The 20,030-nt window shown below is 66.7% G+C and carries 22 protein-coding genes and 2 pseudogenes; 8 read left to right on the forward strand and 16 right to left on the reverse strand.

The window, feature by feature from the left end; translation table 11 throughout:
- Nucleotides 1–142: 142 nt before the first annotated feature.
- Entirely contained in the window at nt 143–874 is a 732-nt protein-coding gene (locus ACIHAX_RS16660; RefSeq protein WP_364425386.1) for an alpha/beta hydrolase, read from the forward strand.
- Between the two features lie 184 nt (nt 875–1,058).
- A pseudogene (locus tag ACIHAX_RS16665) lies at nt 1,059–1,157 on the forward strand (SGNH/GDSL hydrolase family protein); the annotation flags it as partial.
- A gap of 31 nt (nt 1,158–1,188) precedes the next feature.
- On the opposite strand, the gene ACIHAX_RS16670 reads toward ACIHAX_RS16665, so the two are convergent.
- Entirely contained in the window at nt 1,189–2,037 is an 849-nt protein-coding gene (locus ACIHAX_RS16670) for a helix-turn-helix transcriptional regulator (protein WP_364425384.1), read from the reverse strand.
- A gap of 138 nt (nt 2,038–2,175) precedes the next feature.
- On the opposite strand from ACIHAX_RS16670, the gene ACIHAX_RS16675 reads away from it, so the two are divergent.
- Nucleotides 2,176–2,955 carry an NAD(P)H-dependent oxidoreductase gene (locus tag ACIHAX_RS16675; RefSeq protein WP_397278327.1) on the forward strand — a complete coding sequence of 260 codons (780 nt, stop codon included), beginning with the start codon at nt 2,176–2,178 and terminating at the stop codon, nt 2,953–2,955.
- 331 nt (nt 2,956–3,286) lie between these two features.
- Here ACIHAX_RS16675 and ACIHAX_RS16680 read toward each other — a convergent pair whose 3' ends face one another.
- The gene (locus ACIHAX_RS16680) at nt 3,287–3,877 is read right to left on the reverse strand and encodes a TetR family transcriptional regulator (RefSeq protein WP_355078141.1); all 591 of its coding nucleotides are present in this window, start codon (nt 3,875–3,877) and stop codon (nt 3,287–3,289) included.
- An 84-nt stretch (nt 3,878–3,961) separates the two neighbouring features.
- On the opposite strand from ACIHAX_RS16680, the gene ACIHAX_RS16685 reads away from it, so the two are divergent.
- Complete coding sequence (locus ACIHAX_RS16685) at nt 3,962–4,327, forward strand: hypothetical protein (protein WP_397278329.1); 366 nt, start codon at nt 3,962–3,964, stop codon at nt 4,325–4,327.
- Between the two features lie 19 nt (nt 4,328–4,346).
- Complete coding sequence (locus ACIHAX_RS16690; protein ID WP_364425377.1) at nt 4,347–5,003, forward strand: maleylpyruvate isomerase N-terminal domain-containing protein; 657 nt, start codon at nt 4,347–4,349, stop codon at nt 5,001–5,003.
- Between the two features lie 112 nt (nt 5,004–5,115).
- Here the strand turns inward: ACIHAX_RS16690 and ACIHAX_RS16695 are convergent, their stop codons facing one another.
- Together ACIHAX_RS16695 and ACIHAX_RS16700 are read right to left on the reverse strand one after the other, a co-directional pair.
- Entirely contained in the window at nt 5,116–5,640 is a 525-nt protein-coding gene (locus tag ACIHAX_RS16695; protein ID WP_397278331.1) for a thioesterase family protein, read from the reverse strand.
- Nucleotides 5,637–6,533 carry a hypothetical protein gene (locus ACIHAX_RS16700; protein WP_397278333.1) on the reverse strand — a complete coding sequence of 299 codons (897 nt, stop codon included), beginning with the start codon at nt 6,531–6,533 and terminating at the stop codon, nt 5,637–5,639. The genes ACIHAX_RS16695 and ACIHAX_RS16700 overlap by 4 nt, the downstream gene beginning before the upstream one ends.
- Before the next feature lie 287 nt (nt 6,534–6,820).
- Here ACIHAX_RS16700 and ACIHAX_RS16705 point away from each other — a divergent pair, with 287 nt between their 5' ends.
- Nucleotides 6,821–7,468 carry an HAD family phosphatase gene (locus ACIHAX_RS16705; protein WP_355078146.1) on the forward strand — a complete coding sequence of 216 codons (648 nt, stop codon included), beginning with the start codon at nt 6,821–6,823 and terminating at the stop codon, nt 7,466–7,468.
- A gap of 203 nt (nt 7,469–7,671) precedes the next feature.
- On the opposite strand, the gene ACIHAX_RS16710 is transcribed toward ACIHAX_RS16705, so the two are convergent.
- From ACIHAX_RS16710 to ACIHAX_RS16745, 8 genes and pseudogenes are all read right to left on the reverse strand, one after another.
- Entirely contained in the window at nt 7,672–7,995 is a 324-nt protein-coding gene (locus ACIHAX_RS16710; RefSeq protein WP_364425370.1) for a putative quinol monooxygenase, read from the reverse strand.
- A 45-nt stretch (nt 7,996–8,040) separates the two neighbouring features.
- A complete protein-coding gene (locus ACIHAX_RS16715; protein ID WP_355078148.1) occupies nt 8,041–9,264 on the reverse strand; it encodes an acyl-CoA dehydrogenase family protein in 1,224 nt (407 codons plus the stop codon).
- A gap of 193 nt (nt 9,265–9,457) precedes the next feature.
- Complete coding sequence (locus tag ACIHAX_RS16720; protein ID WP_397278335.1) at nt 9,458–10,483, reverse strand: phosphotransferase family protein; 1,026 nt, start codon at nt 10,481–10,483, stop codon at nt 9,458–9,460.
- On the reverse strand, nt 10,483–10,935 hold the full coding sequence (locus ACIHAX_RS16725) for a MaoC family dehydratase (protein WP_397278414.1): 453 nt from the start codon (nt 10,933–10,935) through the stop codon (nt 10,483–10,485). The genes ACIHAX_RS16720 and ACIHAX_RS16725 overlap by 1 nt, the downstream gene beginning before the upstream one ends.
- A gap of 22 nt (nt 10,936–10,957) precedes the next feature.
- Nucleotides 10,958–11,035 (reverse strand): annotated as a pseudogene (locus ACIHAX_RS16730) (beta-ketoacyl-ACP reductase); the annotation flags it as partial.
- 56 nt (nt 11,036–11,091) lie between these two features.
- The gene (locus ACIHAX_RS16735) at nt 11,092–11,715 is read right to left on the reverse strand and encodes a TetR/AcrR family transcriptional regulator (protein WP_356964162.1); all 624 of its coding nucleotides are present in this window, start codon (nt 11,713–11,715) and stop codon (nt 11,092–11,094) included.
- Between the two features lie 223 nt (nt 11,716–11,938).
- Complete coding sequence (locus ACIHAX_RS16740) at nt 11,939–12,931, reverse strand: serine hydrolase (RefSeq protein ID WP_364425365.1); 993 nt, start codon at nt 12,929–12,931, stop codon at nt 11,939–11,941.
- A gap of 66 nt (nt 12,932–12,997) precedes the next feature.
- Complete coding sequence (locus ACIHAX_RS16745) at nt 12,998–13,918, reverse strand: NADP-dependent oxidoreductase (RefSeq protein WP_397278338.1); 921 nt, start codon at nt 13,916–13,918, stop codon at nt 12,998–13,000.
- A gap of 174 nt (nt 13,919–14,092) precedes the next feature.
- On the opposite strand from ACIHAX_RS16745, the gene ACIHAX_RS16750 reads away from it, so the two are divergent.
- Nucleotides 14,093–14,770: an HD domain-containing protein gene (locus ACIHAX_RS16750; protein ID WP_397278340.1), complete on the forward strand. Its 678-nt coding sequence runs from the start codon at nt 14,093–14,095 to the stop codon at nt 14,768–14,770.
- 70 nt (nt 14,771–14,840) lie between these two features.
- Here the strand turns inward: ACIHAX_RS16750 and ACIHAX_RS16755 are convergent, their stop codons facing one another.
- The 4 genes from ACIHAX_RS16755 to ACIHAX_RS16770 form a co-directional block, all read right to left on the reverse strand.
- The gene (locus ACIHAX_RS16755) at nt 14,841–15,605 is read right to left on the reverse strand and encodes a glucose 1-dehydrogenase (protein ID WP_397278342.1); all 765 of its coding nucleotides are present in this window, start codon (nt 15,603–15,605) and stop codon (nt 14,841–14,843) included.
- Between the two features lie 77 nt (nt 15,606–15,682).
- Nucleotides 15,683–16,528 (reverse strand): helix-turn-helix transcriptional regulator, encoded by an 846-nt coding sequence (locus tag ACIHAX_RS16760; RefSeq protein ID WP_355078156.1) that lies wholly within the window; start codon nt 16,526–16,528, stop codon nt 15,683–15,685.
- Nucleotides 16,529–16,793: 265 nt separating this feature from the next.
- Nucleotides 16,794–18,011, reverse strand: coding sequence for an NAD(P)/FAD-dependent oxidoreductase (locus tag ACIHAX_RS16765; protein ID WP_397278416.1), 1,218 nt, complete (start codon nt 18,009–18,011; stop codon nt 16,794–16,796).
- Nucleotides 18,012–18,035: 24 nt separating this feature from the next.
- On the reverse strand, nt 18,036–18,584 hold the full coding sequence (locus ACIHAX_RS16770) for an AAA family ATPase (RefSeq protein WP_397278344.1): 549 nt from the start codon (nt 18,582–18,584) through the stop codon (nt 18,036–18,038).
- A gap of 212 nt (nt 18,585–18,796) precedes the next feature.
- Here ACIHAX_RS16770 and ACIHAX_RS16775 point away from each other — a divergent pair, with 212 nt between their 5' ends.
- Nucleotides 18,797–19,993, forward strand: coding sequence for an Ig-like domain-containing protein (locus ACIHAX_RS16775; protein ID WP_364425354.1), 1,197 nt, complete (start codon nt 18,797–18,799; stop codon nt 19,991–19,993).
- Nucleotides 19,994–20,030: the final 37 nt, after the last annotated feature.

Raw genomic sequence — 20,030 nt, forward strand, 5'->3', positions numbered from 1 at the left:
TAGCCTTCCGGAAGCCGTGCAAGTGAACGAGGAGGTGGTACCCGTGAACACAGTATCTACATGGGTGCTCCCCTCTGGGGTCACGGTCGGGCGATAGATCGTCCGGGAGCGCCGTTCAAGAGCACTCCCGAAAGGCACCACCGTGCAATTCATTTCTGAACAGCGCCTCGACGACGATATCCTCGAGCGCGAATTCACCCTTGGCGAGATCCCCGGCGTCCTGTGGACGCCCGGATCAGCATCCGCGCCGGCACCGCTGATCCTGATCGGCCACCCAGGCGGACTGGACAAGATGTACCCCCGACTGATTGCCCGGGCCCGGCACTCCGTGGCGGAGGGCTTCGCCGCAGCCACTATCGAGCTCCCCGGCAGCGGTGACCGGCCCCGTTCGGCTGCCGCCGAGCAGGTCCGCGCCGACCTGCACCGGGTGCTACGGGCTGGCGAGCCGGTCACCGACGACATCGTCGACCGGCTCGTCCTCCCGCTGGTCGACCAGGCGGTCCCAGAATGGCGGGCCGCCCTGGACGCCCTTCTCGCGCTGCCCGAGATCGGCGGGCCGGTCGGGTATTCGGGCGGGGTGATCTCCATCGGCACCCGGCTGGCGGCGGTCGAGCAGCGCATCGTGGCCGCCGTTCTGTTCGCCGGGAGTTTCGTGCCGCGCGCCATATTCGAGGAGGCCCGGCAGGTCACTATTCCACTGCATGTCCTGCTGCAGTGGGACGACGAGAGAAACGACCGGCAGATGGCCCTGGACCTGTTCGACGCCTTCGGCTCCAAGGAGAAGACGCTGCACGCCAACATGGGCGGGCACACCGGCGTCCCGCAGTTCGCGGGAGAGGAGGCAAACCGGTTCTTCGCCCGGCACTTGAAGTGAAGCCGGCCCGACAGGCCGACATGGAGGCGGATAGCGGCCGACTCGTCGAATCCGCGCATTCTCGGGTTATGGGGGTGACGGCTGCTTCAGACTGAAGTGTTGGGCCCGGCGATGATCAAGTGCATCTCCGGGCCCGACTCAGCTCCCCACTCGCCTCCCGAAACTTCCTCGGATAGCACCCTGAGCTTCCGTGGCGCCGCAGTACGAGGCGCTTACTCCCGACACCACGCTCGTCACCGTGGGGATCGGCGGCAACGACATCGGACTGGTCCAACTCGCAGCCAGCTAAGGTGTTTCCGGGGGCCGGCGTTGAGTTACTCGCGAACCTGAGCGTTCATCGTGGGTTGCGTGTCACCGCTGTCCGCGTCCAGCCCCGCGAGCAGACGCAGCCCGTCCTCGGCGGGGCTGCCGGGGAGCGCGGACAGCACCAGCAGCTCCATGCCCGTTTCGTCCGGTAGTGCGAAGTTCTCCTGATGCAGTTCCAGCAATCCGACCAGCGGGTGTCGGTACGCCTTGCGTCCATGCGTGCGGGCGCGCACGTCTGCGCGGGCCCAGAGGCGGCGGAAGCGCTCACTGCCCATCGCCAGCTCACCGATAAGCGAGGCCAGGCGGGGGTCCTCGGGGTATTTGCCTGCGGCCAGGCGCAGGTGCCCGACCACGTCGAGGGTGCAATTCTCCCAGTCGGCGTAGAGGCCGCGCTCGGCCTCCTCGAGGAAGATGTGCCGGGCGGTGTTCAGGCCCGGCATCGGTCGGCCGTAGAGAAGGCCGGCGAGCCGATTTCCGGCGAGCACGTCCATGCGGTGGTCCATGATCAGCGCGGGTGCGTCGGCGACCAGGTCGAGGACGCGTAGCAGCTCCGGTCGGACCCGCCCGCTCGGCGCCTTCGCGCGGCGGCGGCGCTGCCGGGCGAGCCGGTAGAGGTGCCCGCGTTCGGTCTCATCGAGGCCCAGGACGCGAGCGAGCGCGTCGAGGACCTGCTCGGAAGGCTGGGTCGCACGGCCCTGCTCCAGGCGCACGTAATAGTCGACGCTGACCCCGGACAGGTGCGCGACCTCCTCGCGGCGAAGCCCTTCGACCCGGCGGCGCCTGTCGATGGGAATGCCGGCGGTCGCCGGGTCGACCCGGGAACGCCGGGTCCGCAGGTAGCCCGCAAGATCGTCCACGTCCCCAGTATGGCCTCGGTGGTGCTCGCGAAGGTGGTCCTGCCGTTACCAGGAAGTCCCGTCCGGCGGAAGAAGCGTCTCTGAACACCGGGCGCAGCGGTGCTCAGGATCGAAGGCACCTGATCCGAAGGAGTTCCCATGAAGGCGCTGATCGTCTACGCCCACCCCGAGCCGAAGTCGCTCAACAGCTCGCTGAAGGACCTCGCTGTGTCCACATTGGAGACAGCCGGGCACGAGGTACGAGTGAGCGATCTGTACGCGATGAACTGGAAGGCGGTCGTGGACGCCGCAGACTACGGGCCCCACGCCTCGAGTCCGCTGAAGGTCGCCCTGGACTCCGGCCGGGCCTTCGACGCCGGGACGCTTACCCCGGACGTCGCGGCCGAGCAGGAGAAACTGCTGTGGGCCGACATGATCATTTTCCAATTCCCGCTGTGGTGGTACTCGATGCCCGCGATCCTCAAAGGCTGGGTAGACCGCGTGTTCACCTACCACTTCGCATACGGCGTCGGCGAGCACAACGACACGAAGTACGGTGAGCGCTTCGGCGAAGGCACACTCGCGGGCAGGAAAGCTCTGCTGTCGGTGACCGCCGGCGGCCCGGAGTCGCATTACGCCGCCCGCGGCATCAACGGCCCGATCGAGAATCTGCTGTTCCCGATCCACCACGGCATCCTCTACTACCCGGGCATCGAAGTGCTGCCGCCGTTCGTGCTGTACGGGACCGACCGGATGACCGGCGAGGACTACCCGGATGTCGCCAAGGCTTGGCAGCAACGCCTGCTCACCCTGGATTCGACCGAGCCGATCGCGTTCCGGCGGCAGAACTTCGGTGATTATGAGATCCCCTCGCTGCAACTGAAGGAAGGGCTGGAGCCCTCGGGCCGCACGGGTTTCGGGCTGCACGTGCGCGGCTGACCGAAGGGGTGACCCGCGCCTGCCGCCCTCCTCGCCGGTGCGGCGCTGATGTCCCCCGCTCCGGCGCAGGCCCAGTCCGCCTTCGCGGCCTAGGTGATCGACAACAGCGGGATCTCCAGCAGTCCGGCCGAGCCCGATGCACCCCGAAAACCGTGTGAGGCGGCGCGTCGCCTCAGCGAGGCTCTGGTCGGGTACCTGCCCTGAGCGCCCCGGAGGGGCGATAGCCGAATTCCGGCAGCGCGCCGCAGATTGCGCGGACACCGCACCGATAGGTCCTGGGCCTGCTGGTCATTCTGGGGTTGGTCATGTCGAGCCGAAAACGACCGCCGTCTCAGTCGTGGGGATACAGGGTGCGCTCCCAGATGACGGCGACCGTGTCGACGGCCGCGTCCACCGACTCGGGTGCGGCGCCGACGACCTCGTCGAGCAGATAGTGCACGTTCATCGCGACCAGGGCCCGGGCAACCGACACAGCGGGAAGCCGCTCGTCGGCTCGCGTGATCGTCTCGGCCGCAACCTCTTCCAGTGGAGCCAGGAACTCCTGCCACAACTGGGCGGCCTCCGCGTCCCGCTGCGAGGCCACGGCCAGGGTGCGCAACAGGGCGCCGTCGCATTGATACATCCGCGCAGCCGATTCCAACGCGGCACGCGCGGCCGGGCGGGGATCGGCTGCAGTGCGCCACCGGGCGATGGCGGCATCGGTCTCGGCGCGCAACGGAGCGAGTAGTTCGCGCAGCAATGCGACCCGATCCGGGAAGTACACATAGAACGACTTCCGCGACAATGTCGTCCGGGCCATGATCGCGCTCACGGTCACCGCTTCGGATGCCTGCTCACGCAGCAGCGCGCCAGCCGCTCCCAGAATCTCCGCACGAGCCTCCGCCACGGTGCGCCTACGCCGTTTCACCTCCGCTATTGCCACAGTGGCAGTATAAGCAATACAGTTACTGCCACCATGGCAATAAGGAGTCTCGTGGTTGCCCATACCTTTCGAAGATCAGCGGAGATGACTGCCACACAGTGGTATTGCTCCGTCGTGGGACTGTTCCTTCTCATCCGGTCGCTCACCACACTGCTCGGCGCTCCGGCATTCTCCCTTCCTGGATCGGGATGGCGCGCGGCCCTGCAAGCGGTAGTCGGTATCACCCTGCTCGCCGGGCTGCGCACCCGACCCATCCCGGTCGTCACCGCAGTCGGAATCCTCTACGCGATCGAAACCGCCCTGGGCATCGTGGGCGGCGACGCCATCCTCGGCGTCATCCCGGTCGACATGCGCGACCGCATCGTGCATCCAACCCTCGCGATCACCGCCGCCCTCGCGGTCTTCGCGACACTGCGTCGCACGAAGCGCCGAGGGCCGGTCGTTGCCTGACGCGCCTACGGATGACCTCGTGGCCCGGGCCTTCGACGAGGAGTGCACCGCCTGGGTGCGGGCCACCGCCACACTGACGGCACACCAGTTCACATTGCCAACCCCATGCCCACCATGGACAGTCGCCGAACTCATCGCGCACGTCACAGCCGCGATCGCTCGCGTCCCCGACGGCTTGGCCGCTCCCCCACCCGCCCGCGCGAACCTCGATGCCGCCGGCTACTACCACCCGCGCATCTTCGACGCGACCGCCAACGCCGCACGCGTGTCGGCGGCCCAGGACGCCGCAGCCGCACATCCGAATACAGCGGCGCTCGTCGCCGCCTTCGACCATCAACGCCGCCGCGCTCTGCGCGCCATCGCCGGACAACCGCCCGAGCGGCTCCTCGTCACTCGATGGGGCGACGGCATGACTCTGCGAGAATTCCTGCTCACCCGCGTCGTGGAACTGGCCCTGCACGGCCTCGACCTGGCCAACGCCCTCAGCACCCCCGCTTGGACCACACCCGCGGCCGCAGCCGCCGTCACCGACTTTCTCGGTGTCGGCACAGCCGCCACGCGCCTTGGCTGGGACCGCACCACCACATTGGCCAAAGCAAGCGGGCGTGCACCACTCACCGCCGACGAACAGTCCGAACTCGCCCGCGCCCGGATACCCTGGCATCAATTCGGGTAGGGACGTCCTCCACCCACTCGTCCACCGATGACTTTCGCGGCACGAATGCCACTCTCCGAGAGGAATTTCGAGGTATTGCTCCAGTCGAGCCGATGAGCTCGGCCGGAGCTGTTCAGTCCCGCTCGCGAACCAGCGAGGGACGCAATTCGAGCACCCCGTCGTCGGGGCCGAAACCAAGCGATCGAGCGCGCGCGATTGATTCGTCCAGGGCGGCGGCGACCGTGTCGGCGAATTCCGCCGGGCGGCGAGACACCCGATCGACGTTCATGCTGAGGAACTCGAACGAGCTCGCGACCTCGCCGACGGTGCGATTGACCAGATACGAGATGCCGCGCGCGACCTTGTCGGTGCGCCCGAGATCGCAGACGTGCACCGAGACCTCATGTCCCACCAGCACTTCCCGGTAGTAGGCGACGTGCTGCTCCATCGCGAACAGACCGAACTTCCCGGACTCGGTGTAGCCGAGCGCACCGTGTTGCTGCCACATCGCCTCGCCGTGCAGACGAAAGTAGTGCATCACGTTCATGTGCCGGTTGCCGTCCTCGAACTCCGGCGGAATCTCCCTGATGAACGCGGCGGGGACCGCGAGTACCCGGCTGATCTCCGGCCGCACCGCGGCCACCTTCGCCCGGCTCATCGAGATTCGGCCTGGATCGCCTGCCGGTAGCGCTCCGACAGCACGGACGGAAATCCCAGATCGCCTTCGATGACCCGAACCGCCAACGACGAGGCCAGAGCGCGCAGACGTGCGCACCCGTCTTCGCCGATCGCCTCGTACGGATAGACCGCCAGCTCGTCGGTCCTGTCCTCGATCGCCCTGCGCCGGGCGGCGCCGTGCTCGCTCAGAGCGAGAGCGCCGTTCGCCAACCACCCGCGGGCACGAAGCCGGTCGACGCCGGATGCCCAGTCCTGCTCACTCCAGGATCGGCCGAGGCGCAGTACCTCGGCGGCGACCTCGCCGGTCGCGCTGTGCGTGATCAGTGCTTCGATACCGTCCAGTCCCTCCGTCGCCAGTAGCGCCACATGGCCGTCACCTCGATACTCCCGCAACAGTGTCTGCGCGTGCCAGAGCACCAGATGCGGTTCGTCGGGCCAGGGCAGCGCCGCATGGGCCGCGAACAGCGCGCGCCCTTGGGGCCGCTCGCGAGCGCGTTCGGCGGCACGCCGTGCCAAACCGGCGGCCTCGCGGACGTCGGCGTCGGCGATGTCACCGTTCCACGCCTGCCGCAGCGAACGGTCCACGGCGAGCAACCTAGCGCGCAAGATCGCTGCGGGGGATGCGATTTCCCACGCGGCAGGCAGGGCGACACGCACCGCGGCCGGATTGAAGTTGAAGAACGCGGCGACGGTGACATCGGCCGCCACCGGACCGAAGGCAGCGGACCTGGAGGCGAAGTACATCATCCGCGGATCCGTCAGACCGAGGTCGCGATACATCTCGGGGCCGTGCGGGGTGAAGTAGATCATGCCGTGGATCGGCTCGAGGGCGCGGAAGGTCAGACGAGCACTCCGCGGGGAGACCGTGGTCAAGAGACTGCTCCGATATCTCGTGGTGCTGAAAAGTCGACTTCGATAGTTACCCGAATCCGATGTCACGTTCAAGATACGGCTAGGCGTAGGGGCCGCTCTTCATCGGCGCCTCATGCGGTTAGCCCAGCGTTTGATATTGAACATGAACTCAGATTCAACTATGCTCGGGTTGCGAAAGCATGCTCGGACTGCCGGACATCGCCCAGTGCTCGGCCGCGCCGCCGACAACTGCACGCACTCGACAACGTGACGCCGCGTCCGGCGGCACGGAGTGGAAAGGAACTCTCATGACCGGTCCCACCTCCGTACCCGCCGAGCACCGGGCGACCGCCGTGCTGTTCGACTTCGGGGGTGTGCTGACGTCCAGCGTCTTCGAGGCGTTCCGAGAGTTCGGCGAGTCGATCGGCTGCGATCCCCGCCTACCGCTGCGCCTGTTCAGCGATGACGTGGAGGCCCGGGCACTGCTGGTCGCCCACGAGGAGGGACGCATGGGCGAGCGAGAGTTCGAACAGGGCTTCGCGGCGCGGCTGCGTGCGCACGGGGTCGAGGTGGACGGAGCCGGGCTCGTTCACCGCATTCAGTCCGGCCTGCGAGCCGACAGCGCCATGATCGAGCTGGTGACCGAAGTCAGGAATGCGGGATTCCGTGTTGGGCTGCTGTCGAACTCACTCGGCGACGACTGCTACGCCGGATTCGACCTCGCTTCGATGTTCGACGCCGTCACCATCTCCGGCGAGATCGGTGTACGCAAGCCATCGCGGCGCGCGTACGACATCGCCTGCGCCCGTTTGAATGTGGAGCCGGGAGCCACGGTAATGGTGGACGACCTGCCACAGAACATCGTCGCGGCCGAACACGCGGGGCTCACCGGCGTCCTGCACCGCGACGCGGCGGACACCATCGAGCGGCTGTGGGCCGCTCTCGGCCCGTCGTGAGTTCGGCGTTCCGTCGATCTACGCTCGCAAGCACCTGTTCAGCGAGAACAACGAAGGGCACCCCGAATGAGCCCGAGCACCAAGGAATCCACCGACATCGTGCTGGCCGAGAACGCGAGCCCGGACGCATCCAATTCAGAGCATTAGCACGAACTTTCCGATATTCGCTCCGGTGAACATCGTGCCGGGCAGTCGTTCGTGCGTCAGAGCGCTCCCAGTTCGGAATCGCCCGCGGGCAGCGCGTCGAAGACCAGCACCTCGGCCGGATGACTGAGCGCGTCGCCCAAGGCCTCGTTGACCTCACGCAACACCGCGCTCTGGCCGTGGGCGCGCAGCGCTTCTTTCGACGCCCATTTCTCGATCATCACGAATCGACCGGGTTCGCCGATCCGTCGATGCAGTGCGTAGAGCAGACAGCCCGGCTCGGAGTGCACCGCGGGCGCGGCCGTCCGCAACGTCCGCTCCACCAGCTCTTCCTGGCCCGGCTTCGCGATCATGGTCGCCACCACCACACAGGGCTCGGCCATACGTTCCTCCTCTTGAAGTGGGTTGTGCCGCTTCGTCCTGTCCGGCTACGGTCGCTTGCCCCATGAAGGGTCGCGGCGGCGCAACTCCATCTGGGCGATCGTGCGCTTGTGCACCTCGTCCGGCCCGTCCGCCAGACGCAAAGTGCGCAGATGCGCGTACATGTTCGCCAAAGGGAAGTCGTCGGAGACGCCACCACCGCCGTGGACCTGGATGGCCCGGTCGATCACCTTCAGCGCGACTTGGGGCGCGGCCACCTTGATCGCGGCGATTTGGACGCGCGCGTTGCGATTTCCGACGGTGTCCATCAGATAGGCGGCCTGGAGTGTCAGCAACCGCGCCATCTCGATTTCGATGCGGGACTCGGCAATCCAATCCTGAATGTTGGCGCGGTCGGCCAGCGGCGCGCCGAACGTCGTCCGCGCTTGCGCTCGGTCGATCATCAGGTCCAGCGCCCGTTCGGCCATGCCGATCGCTCGCATGCAGTGGTGGATCCGTCCCGGCCCGAGCCGGGCCTGGCTGATCATGAACCCGTCGCCCTCACCGGCCAGCAGCGCGGTGCGCGGCACTCGGACGTTCTCGAACACCACCTCGGCGTGCCCTTCCCGGTCCTGATACCCGAAGACGGGCAGGTTGCGCAGGACCGTCACGCCAGGGGTGTCGATCGGGACGACCATCATGCTCTGCTGACGGTGCACGGGCGCATCCGGATCCGTCTTGCCCATCACGATGAGGACCTTGCAATTCTTGTGCAAGGCGTTGGAGGTCCACCACTTTCGGCCGTTCAGCACGTACTCGTCGCCGTCGGGCCGCATGCGCAGCTCGATGTTGGTGGCATCGGAGCTGGCGACCGCCGGCTCGGTCATCGCGAACGCCGAGGCGATCTCGCCGTCCAGCAGCGGACGCAGCCACGTCTGTTTGTGCTCGGGCGTGCCGAACAGCGTCAGCACTTCCATGTTCCCGGTGTCGGGAGCGTTGCAGTTGGTCGCCTCCGGCGCCAGATGCGCGCTTCGTCCCATGATCTCGGCGAGCGGCGCGTACTCCAGATTCGTCAGGCCCGGACCCCACTCCGGGTGCGGGTGGAACAGATTCCACAGACCGCGCTTGCGCGCTTCCGTCTTGAGTTCTTCGAGAATCGGCGGGTGGAAGTGCGGATCACCGGACTCCGTCATCTGTGCGTGGTAGACCGCCTCCGCGGGGTAGACGTGCTCGTCCATGAAGGCGAGCAGATCCTCGCGGTATCGGCGAGATCGCTCCGAGAGCTCGAACATGGCGACTCCTCGTACTGACTGACGGCTGCCTACGCACCGTATTTGAATTCGACTTCAGATTCAACTTTGCCCATTGCCGGGTCCGCCCCGCAATGCCGACGACGCGCGCGATCTGCCCGGCTGCCGAGCCGACCGGCGCCCGCCCACGACGGTCTCACCGGGGGCGTCGAGAGTGTGCCGGTCATCGGTTGTTCTACTCGAGTGCTTCGATCCCGATGCGCAACAGCGGTTCGACCCCGGATCCCACGGTCTCGAAGCCGGATCCCACGGTTTGCCCGTGGAGATGGCGGTAGTGGATGCCTTCGAGGATCGCCGCGAGTTTGAAGGCGGCGAGCCCCAGATAGAAACCGAAGTGCGCGAGGTCGCGGCCGCTGTGTTCGGCATAGCGGTCGAGCAGTTCGGCCTCGGTGAGGAACCCGGGCGCGAGCGCCACGTCGCTGACACCGGTGACGCCGATCTCGCCGAGGCGGCGATACAGCAGCAGGAGCGCCACATCGGTGAGCGGATCACCTAAAGTGGCCATTTCCCAATCGATTACGGCGACCACGCGGTCTTCGGAGTCCATCAGGATGTTGTCGAGCCGGTAGTCGCCGTGGACGATTCCATCCGGAGACTGCGGAGGCTGGTGGGCCGCGAGCCTCCCGTACAGCGCGTCCGCACCCGGCAGTTCCCGGGAGTAGGAGGCGTCCAACTGCTTCTTCCAGCGGTGCACCTGCCGCACCAGGAATCCGCTCGGACGTCCGAAATCCGCGAGTCCGGCTGCCGCGGGATCGACGGCGTGCAGAGCGGCCAGAGCGTCGACCATTCCGGTCGAGATGGTTCGCGTCCGGTCGGCGCCGATCGCTGCGAGTTCGGCCGCCGTGCGGTAGGGCGTCCCGATCACCCGCTCCATCAGATAGAAGGGCGCGCCGAGGATATCGGGATCCTCGCAGAGCGTGTAGGTGGCGGGAACGGGTACGCCGGTGCCGGCCAGCGCGGTCATCACCCGGTATTCCCTGGACATGTCGTGTGCGGTTGCCAGCACGTGACCGAGCGGGGGCCGCCGCACGATCCACGCCGACCTACCGTCGCTGATCTCGTAGGTCAGGTTGGATTTCCCGCCTGCGATCAGGCGGCCGGTGAGCGGCCCTGCGAGCAGATCCGGCTCGACATCGGCCAGCCATGCCGCCAGGCGATCCAGGTCCAAGCCGGGCAGATCCTCGCGGTTACGGTCGCTCATCAAGGCACCAGCACCGCGACCGTCTCGGCGACACACGCGGGCTTGGCGGCGCCGTCGATGTCGACGGTGACGCGGCTGACTGCCTGGAATCCCAGGTTCGCAGGCGCGAGCGAGAGCAACTCGACTCCCGCGCGCAGCCGGGACCCCACGGGAACGGGCGCGGGGAACCGCACCTTATTGGCGCCGTAGTTGACGCCCATCGACAACCCTTCGACGCGATAGATCTGCCGGGACAGCATCGGAATGAGAGACAGCGTAAGAAATCCGTGGGCGACGGTCGTGCCGAACGGTCCCGTCGCCGCTTTCACCGGATCCACGTGAATCCACTGGTGATCGCCCGTCGCGTCGGCAAAACGGTCGATCTGCTCCTGGGTCACGGTGTACCAGTCGCTGTATCCGAGGTGAGTTCCGATGGCCTTCTCCATCTCGGCCAAGCCCTGGAATACTTTCATCGGTCGCTGTCCTTCCGTCCTTGTCCCGAGGTCCGCCGGCCACATAGACGACCTGGCCGGACACGAATCCCGCTCCCTCGCTCACCAGGAACGACACCGATGGCGGTCTTTCCTTCGAACGATCGCTTATCAACGCTGCCCACCCTGCGCGATATATCAGTCCGATTCGAGCTGCAGCGCGTTGACCCACAGCTGCGTCAGGGTGGTGACGAGCTTCTCGAACGGGATGCGCTGATTCTGGACGAAGACCAGGTAGGCCATCCGGCTCACCATCACCGACAAGGCGTGCGCGGTGATCATGGGATCGAGGTCCGCGCTGGCCCGGCCGGATTCCTGCAGCGCGCTGATCATCTTCGCGTTGCGCTCCGCGAAAGCCTTGCCTCGTTCCATCCGCAGCTCGCGGAAATCCTCGTTGATCAGGGCGACCTCCTCGAGCACGGCCATCAGGCGCGCGTTGCGCTTGTAGGAGCGAAGGTAGTCCCGATTGGCCGCCTCGATGAGGTCGCGCGGGTCGGTGACGCCCGTGCGCCCGCGAACGTGAGGGTGCAGCATCTCTTCCTGCACCTGCTCCGCCACCGCCGCGAAGATCTCTTCCTTGCCGTCGAAATAGGTGTAGAACGACCCCGACGCCGTCCCGGCGGCCTTGGAGATATCGGAGATCTTGGCATCGAGGTATCCGTCGCGCTCGAATACCTCGCGCGCCGCGGCGATCAGCGCGGCGCGTGTGCGTTCGCCGCGCTTGGTGCGCGGAAGTCCTTTACGAGACTCGGCCTCACTCACAACGGACTCGGACACCAACGCTGGCCACTCACTGTCGGTCGACGGGACGTTTGTCGCGTTCACGGTATCACCGCGAACAGCGCGAACAGGTGGTCGAGGCGGCCCGCACGGCCACCACCGGAGGGCACTTCGTCGCCGAACGGATCCGGCCCTCGAAGCGGCATGACCACAGCTGGAGGCCGACATCGGAACCGGATCAGCAGAGGGCTCACCGCATTCGGCGCTAACTGATCGGCAGCGCGCTGAAGATCGGGTTGTAGGCCCAGTTCACCATGCGCTCGGCGTCATCCTTCGCGGCAGCGCCGCTGTCGGGTGAGCTGTGCAAGACCACACCGATCAGCGGTATTCCTGCCCTGACCGTCTCGAACAGCAGGCAGGTTCCCGCAGCGTCGGTGTATCCGGTTTTGATGCCGATAGTGCCGGGATAGTCGTGCAGCATCCTGTTCGTGGTCTGCCAGAGGTGAGCGCGGTTGCCCGGGCCGGCGGGCACGTGATAGCTCTGCGAACTGACGATCTCCCGGAACACCGGCAGGCTCATCGCGCGCAGGCCGAGGGCGACCAGGTCCGCCGGTGTGGAGTAGGTGGAGTGGTCGGTGGGGACAGGCAGCCCGCTGGGGTCGGCGAAATGTGTTCCCGCCAGGCCCATCTGACGCGCGGTGTCGTTCATTTTGGCGATGAAACCGTCTTGTCCGGGCCCGTAGGCTTCGGCAAGGGTATAGGCGGCGTCGCAGCCGGACGGCAGCATCATCGCGTACAGGAGCTGTCGCGCGGTGAGCACCTCGCCGGGGACCAGGCCTGCGGTGCTTCCGTCGTACTCGGTGTCGTAGGCGATGATTTCCTGCGGCACGGTGATGGCCCGGTCGAGGTCGCCGGCATTGATCACGACCAGTGCCGTCATCACCTTCGTGATGCTGGCTATCGGGACCGGGGTGTTCGGCTGTCGCGACCACAGCACCGTGCCGGTGATTCCGTCTGCCAGCGCCGCACCCGACGCCTGCACCGCATCCGGCCCAGACGTCAGCCAGGGCAACTGAATATGGGTGTCGCTCGCGGCGGGGGCGGCCGCGACACCCTGACCGGCTACCACAACCAGCGCCCCGGCGACGACAGCGTGCAACAATCGAGCAAATGTCCGCATCGCCACATTCTGCCGTGGCATTTCCGTGTTTAACGGCATTTCATCGGTCGAGTTGCCGCGTGACTTCGGCGACAGCATCTAATGAGCTAATCCAGGCGCCTCCGAGCTGGACGCTTCGGTCGACGGCCGAAACAGCTGGTCTCGTCAGTCCGTGGTCACCTTGACGATCGTTCTGCCGCGGGTGCGCCCGTCGGGGCTGAACGCCGCGGGGGCGTCGGCCAGGGAGCAGACGCTGCTGACGAGCGGGATGAGCCGGCCATGACGGAGGCGGGTGGCCAGTTGGGCCAGTTGCTCGCGGTTGGGCTCGACGACGAAGAAGATGACTCGGCCGTCGTGAGGGTGGATGGTGGGTGGACCGGCGATGGTGACGAGGGTGCCGCCGGGGCGTAGTAGCGCGGTAGAGCGGTCGCGGATGTCGCCGCCGATCACGTCGAGTACCACGTCGACCTCGCCGACGTCCTCCAGGAACTCTCCGTCCAAGTCGACGAACTCGTAGACGCCGAAATCTCGGGCCGCGTCCCGGTCGGAGGCTCGGCCGGTGCCGATGATGTGGGCTCCCGCCTCCTGGGCGAGTTGCGCGGCGACGGAGCCGACGGCGCCACCGACTCCGTGGATGAGGACGGTTTGGCCGGTTTCGAGGTGAGCGTGGTCGAACAGGGCTTGCCAGGCCGTCAGACCGGAGATCGGTAGCGCGGCCGCGGCGACGTGGTCGACGTCAGCGGGGAGCGGGGCCAGGTTGCGGGCTTCCACGGCGGTGTACTCCGCGAGCGAACCGTTGCGGGCCCAGTCGGTCGGCCCGAAGACGTGCTGGCCCACCGTGAGTCCAGTGGTGCCGTAGCCGAGCGCGACGACTACACCTGACAGTTCGTGGCCGGGGACGCTCGGGGTGCGGTCGCGACCGGCGCGATCGGTCCACGTCCCTGGCCAATCGAGCTCGCCGCGGGTGAAGCCGGCGGCGTGGACTTGCACGATGACGTCGTTCTCAGCGGCGTGCGGGTGGGGCAGATCGGTCAGGGTCAATCCGCCGATGCCAGCCCCGCGATCCCGGACTGTGATGGCTCGCATGAAGGTCCTTCCGGTCGTCGGAGTACTGGTCGGCTTCGACGTTACGCACTTCAGGTCCACAATCGGCGGGCCAGTTGAAGGTGTAGCCGATGGCCCGCCTTCAGTAGTGATGGCCGACGATCGGGCCGTCGGAATGGATCAAGAGCACGGGCCGCCACGCCGTACTGTCGAAGCATGAGCGTTGTGGACCACCTCGTGATCCCCGACACGGCCGCCTCATCGGCCGCCCTGGAGGTAGCCGCCGCCTACCACTCCGCCGCCCTGCTGAACCACTCGCACCGCGTCTACATCTGGGCGGCCGCCTACGGCAGTCAACAGGGCATCCGCTACGACACCGAACTGCTGTTCACGGCTGCCATGTTCCACGACATCAGCCTCGTGCCGGAGTTCGACAGTCACACCGTCTCCTTCGAGGAGGCCGGCGGCCATGTCGCCCGGGTGTTCGCCGCCGGCGCCGGTTGGCCGAGCGAGCGCCGCGAACGCCTCGGCGAAGTCATCGCCGGGCATATGGGGCCTGACGTGGACGTGGCCGATGATCCCGAAGGGCACTTGCTGTCGCGGGCCGCGGCGCTGGACATCGTGGGAAAGAACATCGACGATTTCAGCCCCGCCTTCCGTGCCGAGGTACTCCAGCGGTACCCCCGGCTCGGGCTCGCCGGCGAGTTCCTTGCCTGCTTCCAGGCTCAGGCCGACCGTAAGCCCGGCAGCTCCGCCGCACGCGCAATACAGTCGGGCCTCGCGGTCAGAATGGCCGCGAACCCCCTCGACGCCGGTTCCGAGCACACGCCCGATGAGAACCAGGGTCGGCTGAGGTCGTCGACTCAGCGCGGCGATCTTCGAGGGCATACGTGATACGCCGCCCTCGAACGCGCCCGCGGTCAGCACGGCCGTCTTCGGACAAGCTTTTCCTGCCGAAGCTCGGCTACAGCACCGCTGCCGGGATGACCGAGATCAGTCCGCCGTCGACGAGGATGTCCTGTCCGTTGATGTAGGACGCTTCGTCCGACGCGAGGAAAGCGACCGCCGCCGCGACATCCTCCGGGGTGCCGACCCGGCCGGCGGCAACCGTGGTGGCGATCGTGGACTTGATCTCGGCGGATGCTTCGGCCTGGAAGGCTGGGGTGTCGATGTACCCAGGGCTCACGGAGTTGACGCGGATGCGCCGGGTTGTCAGATCGGCGGCGAGGGTCCGGGCCAGACTCTGCACCGCGGCTTTGCTCGCGGTGTAGAGGGCGGCGGCGGGCGCGCCGCGATACGCGGCGAAGGACGCGTTGATAACGATCGCCGCACCGTCCGGCAGGAGGGGCAGCGTCTTCTGGATGGTGAAGAACGCGGCCTTGAGATTGGTGTCGAGGACACGGTAGAACTCGTCTTCGGTGACCTCCTCGATGGTCTGGAACGCGCCGATGCCCGCGTTCGCGAACACCACGTCCAACCGGGCGAACCGGTCGCGGATAGTCGTCACCAAGGTGTCCAGATCGCTGAGGTCGGCTGCATCACCGGCAATCCCGATTGCCCGATGCCCGAGTTCGTCGACCGCTGCGTCGAGCCGGGCCTTGTCGCGCCCGGTGACGATCACCTTCGCTCCTTCGGCGATGAGCCGCCGCGCGGTGGCCGCCCCCATGCCGCTGGTGCCGCCGGTGACGAGTGCGATCTTGCCGTTGTATCGGGAACTGTCGTGCGTCATGGCTCCAGCGTGCCGACCCAGCCCCGAAGCAAACAGTGCGCATTTATGGTGGGTGTGGCACCACCACCTTGCGGCCGTCAGGCGGGCGAGGCGACGCGCCCGCGGTGTAGCCGTTCCAGGCGCTCGCCGGTCGCGGTGCCCGGCCTCGGGTTGTACAGCACGAGTTGCCATTCGGGATGGTCCGCGACCGTCAACGTCGTCGCGTCGAAGAACAATTCACCGACGTCGGGATGACGCAGCGCGTTCACCGCCTGCTCCGGAACTCCGACTTCCTGCCGCTCCCACAGTTCGGTGAATTCCGGGCTCATCAACCGGAGATTGTCGACCACCCTGCGGAAATCGGTGTCGCCGGGGCAAATGCCCGCGCTTGCGCGATACGCGGCAACGATGGCGGGTGCGTTCGCCGCCCACAGCTCCTCCATGGCGCGATAGCGAGGATTGGTGAAATACGTGAGGAGGCAATTGTGTTCGCCGTCGCCGTAGCCGAACACCATCCGGGCGGTGTCGTTGAACCTCAGCACATTCCAGTACCGATCGCGCAGTACCGCGGGCCGCCCGTCCCAAGCATCGATCAACTGCTGCACTTCCGGCGTGACGGCTGTTACGGGCGCGCACTCCAGGGTGGGCGGATTGAGTCCTGCCAGCAGGTACAGATGGATTCGTTCCGGTTCGCTCAGCATCAGGACTCGGGCGATCGCATCGAGCACCTCGTCGGAGACGGTGATGTCGCGCCCCTGCTCCAACCAGGTGTACCAGGACACCCCGACTCCGGCCAGCACGGCGAGCTCCTCTCGCCGCAATCCAGGCGTGCGCCGCCGGCCCGTCGCCGGAATCCCGACATCCTCGGGCCGCACCCGCGCCCGCCTGGCACGCAAAAAGTCACGTAGCAACTCGCGGCGTCGTGGCACGGCTTCGCTCGTCATAAGCCACGGTAACAAGCGCCCCCGGCGTCGCGTCAGACCACCACCGCAGATATTCCGCCGTGGGCTACCAGACCCCAGCCGGATACACGTCCATCTGCAATCACCGATGACCGGCTCAGCAGCGAATATCGGTGCACTCATGCAGCATGTGCGGACTCCCACGAATTGGGATTGTTGCCGTTGTCCCCGAACTGCTGCGGGTCGGCTCTATTCGCTGGACCCCAATATCGCGGCTTGGCCTTTCTCTCGATCGGGATACCGAACCTTAGTGTCCGTACTCGGGTGCGGCCTGCAAGTCGGGTGCGGCGGCGGCCAGCAACGCGTCGCGGTCGCGGTTCAGCGGAGGGTAGATACGGCGAGTGTTGATGGCGCGCTTGGTGTCCTTGGCTGCCTCGCCGCATGCGACCACATGGCGGTCCCAGCCCTCGGTATACACCGCTCCTGCCGGTCCCAGATCGAGAACCGTTACATACCAAGGGATCCGCAACGGCTTCATGGGCTCGCCCAGAAGATCGCCGATGACGTTGTATCCCGCCCATCGGCCCATCGGGCGGCTGTGCTGGCAGGACATCACCGACATATGCTCGTCGTCCATTTTCGCGGCAGCGACGTCACCTGCGGCGAATACCCCGGGCACACCGCAGACACGCAGATAATCGTCGACGGGCAGTCGCCCCAGCCGGTCACGGTCGACGCCGAAGTCCGCGGTCAGCAGGCTGGCCCGCATGCCCGCACACCAGACGACAGTGGCGGCGGACACCATTTCACCCGAGGAAAGCGTCACGCCGCGTTCATCGATGGACATCACCCCGACGCCCAACTTGGTCTCGATCCCGCTGGAGGCCAACGCCGCCTCGATGACCGGTCGGGCTGATACACCCATGTCCGAGCCGACGAACGGGTTGCGGTCGACCAGGATGACCCGCGGTGCGACGGCACGCGGGGCAAAGACGTCGGCGAGCATCGCGGGCAGCCCGGTCGCCTCTTCGATCCCCGTCAAACCCGCCCCGACTACGACTACGGTGGCGGCCGCCGGGTCAGCGGGACCCTCGGCGAGCCGGCGCAAGTGAGCCTGCAGTCTCGTCGCTGCGTCGTGGGTATCGATGTCGAACCCGAACTCCCGCAGGCCAGGGATATCGGGCTTGACCACCTGGCTGCCCAACGCGAGCACCAGCCGGTCGTAGCCGTGAGCGCCCGCGGTGGATTCCACGATTCGCGCCGCAGCGTCGATCGCCGTCACTTCGCCGGTGATGTGCTCGATTCCGACCGGATCGAGAAGAACGCCGAGCGGGATGCGGGATGTGCTCAGATCGGTCTCATAGTCACGCACGCGGATGTCGTGGTACGGCGTGGAACTGATCATCGTGATATCGACGGTCCCGCCCGCCACACCGAGCTCGTCGAGCCGCCGGGCCGCCGCGAGCGCCGCCCACAGACCCGCGAACCCGGACCCGAGGACCGCGACACGCGACGGATCGGTCACTGCAGCGCGCTGCACATCGTCATTCTAAACTTCGTGATCGTTGCTGCCGCTGGTCAGGACGCTGGACGTCCCGAGGTGACGGAGGCGCCCGAGCAGGCGGCGCAACGACTGATCGGGTCTCTCGCCAGCCGTGTCGAGGATGATGTGGTCCCGATCCCACGGCTGATATTCGCGGTCGAGCACCTGCTGCCATTCCGGCAGCGGCAGGTCAGGGATGTCGACCGATCGCGAAACGACCCGGTGCCGATGCTCGGCCGGATCCGAGCAGATCACCTCGATTTCCACCGCGGCGACACCGGCATCTCGGGCAGCGCCCAGCCAGCTGTCGCGAGTGATCGACAGTGGGTTCACGGATTCGGCGATCACGGTCAAACCCTGCCGAAGATGCTCCCCGGCCAGCGCGTACCCCACTATATAACCGGCAGGCCCCACGGGATGCTCGGCCAGACCTGATCGAACGATCGCCTGCTCGATGGTGTCGACCCGCAGATGCACGCCACCGATCCGCGCCGCCAATAGGCGCGCCAACGTGGTCTTACCTGCCCCCGGAAGTCCGCCGATGACGATGAGCATGCGACCTATCCTGCCAGCGCCCCACAGCCGACCAGAGCTGCCGGCAATCGCTGCCGATCCACACTCGGGAGAACCCCGATCAATCGAGGAACGGTATCGGTTGTGCGGCGGATCGGTGGAGATGCTGGTCGTCGGTCTCACGGCCGGCGCGTAGCTGTCGCATGCTGGCGGACAGAGGTCGGCCCCAGCACCCCGGAGAAGGGAGATAGACGGTGGCATTGGGACGTCGTCGGCTGTTGATCGGCTTCGCCGGTGCGGGTGGTCTCGCCTTGGCCGGATGGGGGTGGGCGCGAGAACTCGCGCCGCCACCCACACCTGCCACAATCCGATTCGACCCCACCCCCGGCACCCAGGATGTCGAACCGCGCAGTCTCGGCACGGTCACCGTCACCGACGGGACGCTGCGATCGGTCGAATGGATCGATGAAACGGGCAGATCGCTGCCGGGCGTATCGGCACCCGATCATCGAACCTGGACCAGTGCCGAACCACTCGGCTACGGACACACCTACACCGCGAAAGCCGTCGCTCAGGGCGAAACCGGCGACGTCGCCGCGACGACAACCTGCACCACGGTGCGACCGCAACAGATCATCGACGTCTCACTACGCTCGTCCAATCTCGTCGAGCTGGCCGAAAACGACACCTACGGAGTAGGTTTCGTGCTCGTCGCCCATTTCGACGAACCCGTGGACCGGACCGCCGCGGAACGCTACCTGAAGGTCACCACCCAGCCTGCCGTCGCCGGCGCCTGGTACTGGCTCGACGATCAGAACGCACACTGGCGGCCGGAGCACTATCACGCACCGGGAACCAGGATCACGATCGCGGCCGAGTTCTTCGGCCGCGCGCTCGGCGACGGCCGTTACGGCTCGCGTGACCAACAAGTTTCAGTGACCATCGGACCTGCGCACGTCGCGGTCGCCGACGACGACACCAAACAGATCGAGGTCTTCGACAACGGAAACCTCGTGCGCACCATGCCCACATCGATGGGCATGGGCGGCACCGCGGTCGTCGGCGGCAGAGTCATGTCGTTCTGGACTCGCCCCGGCATCTACACCGTGCTGGACCGAAACGACCCGGTGATCATGGACTCCGCCACCTACGGCCTGCCCACCAACTCCGCGCTCGGCTACCGCACGAGCATCAACCACGCGGTCCGCATCAGCCACGACGGAATCTTCGTGCACGAATTGGCCGCGAGCATGTGGGCGCAAGGAAACACCAACGTCTCACACGGCTGCCTGAACCTCTCCCCCGCCGACGCCACATGGTTCTACGACTTCGTCATCCCCGGCGACGTGGTCGAGGTCCGCAACACCGGCGGCGAACCCCTCGATATCTGGCACAACGGCGATTGGAGCATCCCGTGGACCGACTGGCTCCGCGGTGGCGGCCACACGTGACCCGAACGAGAAAAGGCGGCTGATCCAGCGCACGACA

Source organism: Nocardia sp. NPDC051929 (assembly GCF_044548645.1).
GTDB classification, from domain to species: domain Bacteria; phylum Actinomycetota; class Actinomycetes; order Mycobacteriales; family Mycobacteriaceae; genus Nocardia; species Nocardia sichangensis.

What these genes read in the sequence shown, in the direction of transcription:
- ACIHAX_RS16770 (WP_397278344.1), bottom strand. Translation starts at nt 18,584, where the DNA reads ATGCTCATCGTCATCGGCGGACTTCCGGGGGCAGGTAAGACCACGTTG.
- ACIHAX_RS16715 (WP_355078148.1), bottom strand. Translation starts at nt 9,264, where the DNA reads ATGTTCGAGCTCTCGGAGCGATCTCGCCGATACCGCGAGGATCTGCTC.
- ACIHAX_RS16755 (WP_397278342.1), bottom strand. Translation starts at nt 15,605, where the DNA reads ATGACGCACGACAGTTCCCGATACAACGGCAAGATCGCACTCGTCACC.
- ACIHAX_RS16720 (WP_397278335.1), bottom strand. Translation starts at nt 10,483, where the DNA reads ATGAGCGACCGTAACCGCGAGGATCTGCCCGGCTTGGACCTGGATCGC.
- ACIHAX_RS16710 (WP_364425370.1), bottom strand. Translation starts at nt 7,995, where the DNA reads ATGGCCGAGCCCTGTGTGGTGGTGGCGACCATGATCGCGAAGCCGGGC.
- ACIHAX_RS16685 (WP_397278329.1), top strand. Translation starts at nt 3,962, where the DNA reads ATGACTGCCACACAGTGGTATTGCTCCGTCGTGGGACTGTTCCTTCTC.
- ACIHAX_RS16760 (WP_355078156.1), bottom strand. Translation starts at nt 16,528, where the DNA reads ATGACGAGCGAAGCCGTGCCACGACGCCGCGAGTTGCTACGTGACTTT.
- ACIHAX_RS16695 (WP_397278331.1), bottom strand. Translation starts at nt 5,640, where the DNA reads ATGAGCCGGGCGAAGGTGGCCGCGGTGCGGCCGGAGATCAGCCGGGTA.
- ACIHAX_RS16725 (WP_397278414.1), bottom strand. Translation starts at nt 10,935, where the DNA reads ATGAAAGTATTCCAGGGCTTGGCCGAGATGGAGAAGGCCATCGGAACT.
- ACIHAX_RS16745 (WP_397278338.1), bottom strand. Translation starts at nt 13,918, where the DNA reads ATGCGAGCCATCACAGTCCGGGATCGCGGGGCTGGCATCGGCGGATTG.
- ACIHAX_RS16740 (WP_364425365.1), bottom strand. Translation starts at nt 12,931, where the DNA reads ATGCTGTCGCCGAAGTCACGCGGCAACTCGACCGATGAAATGCCGTTA.
- ACIHAX_RS16675 (WP_397278327.1), top strand. Translation starts at nt 2,176, where the DNA reads ATGAAGGCGCTGATCGTCTACGCCCACCCCGAGCCGAAGTCGCTCAAC.
- ACIHAX_RS16705 (WP_355078146.1), top strand. Translation starts at nt 6,821, where the DNA reads ATGACCGGTCCCACCTCCGTACCCGCCGAGCACCGGGCGACCGCCGTG.
- ACIHAX_RS16750 (WP_397278340.1), top strand. Translation starts at nt 14,093, where the DNA reads ATGAGCGTTGTGGACCACCTCGTGATCCCCGACACGGCCGCCTCATCG.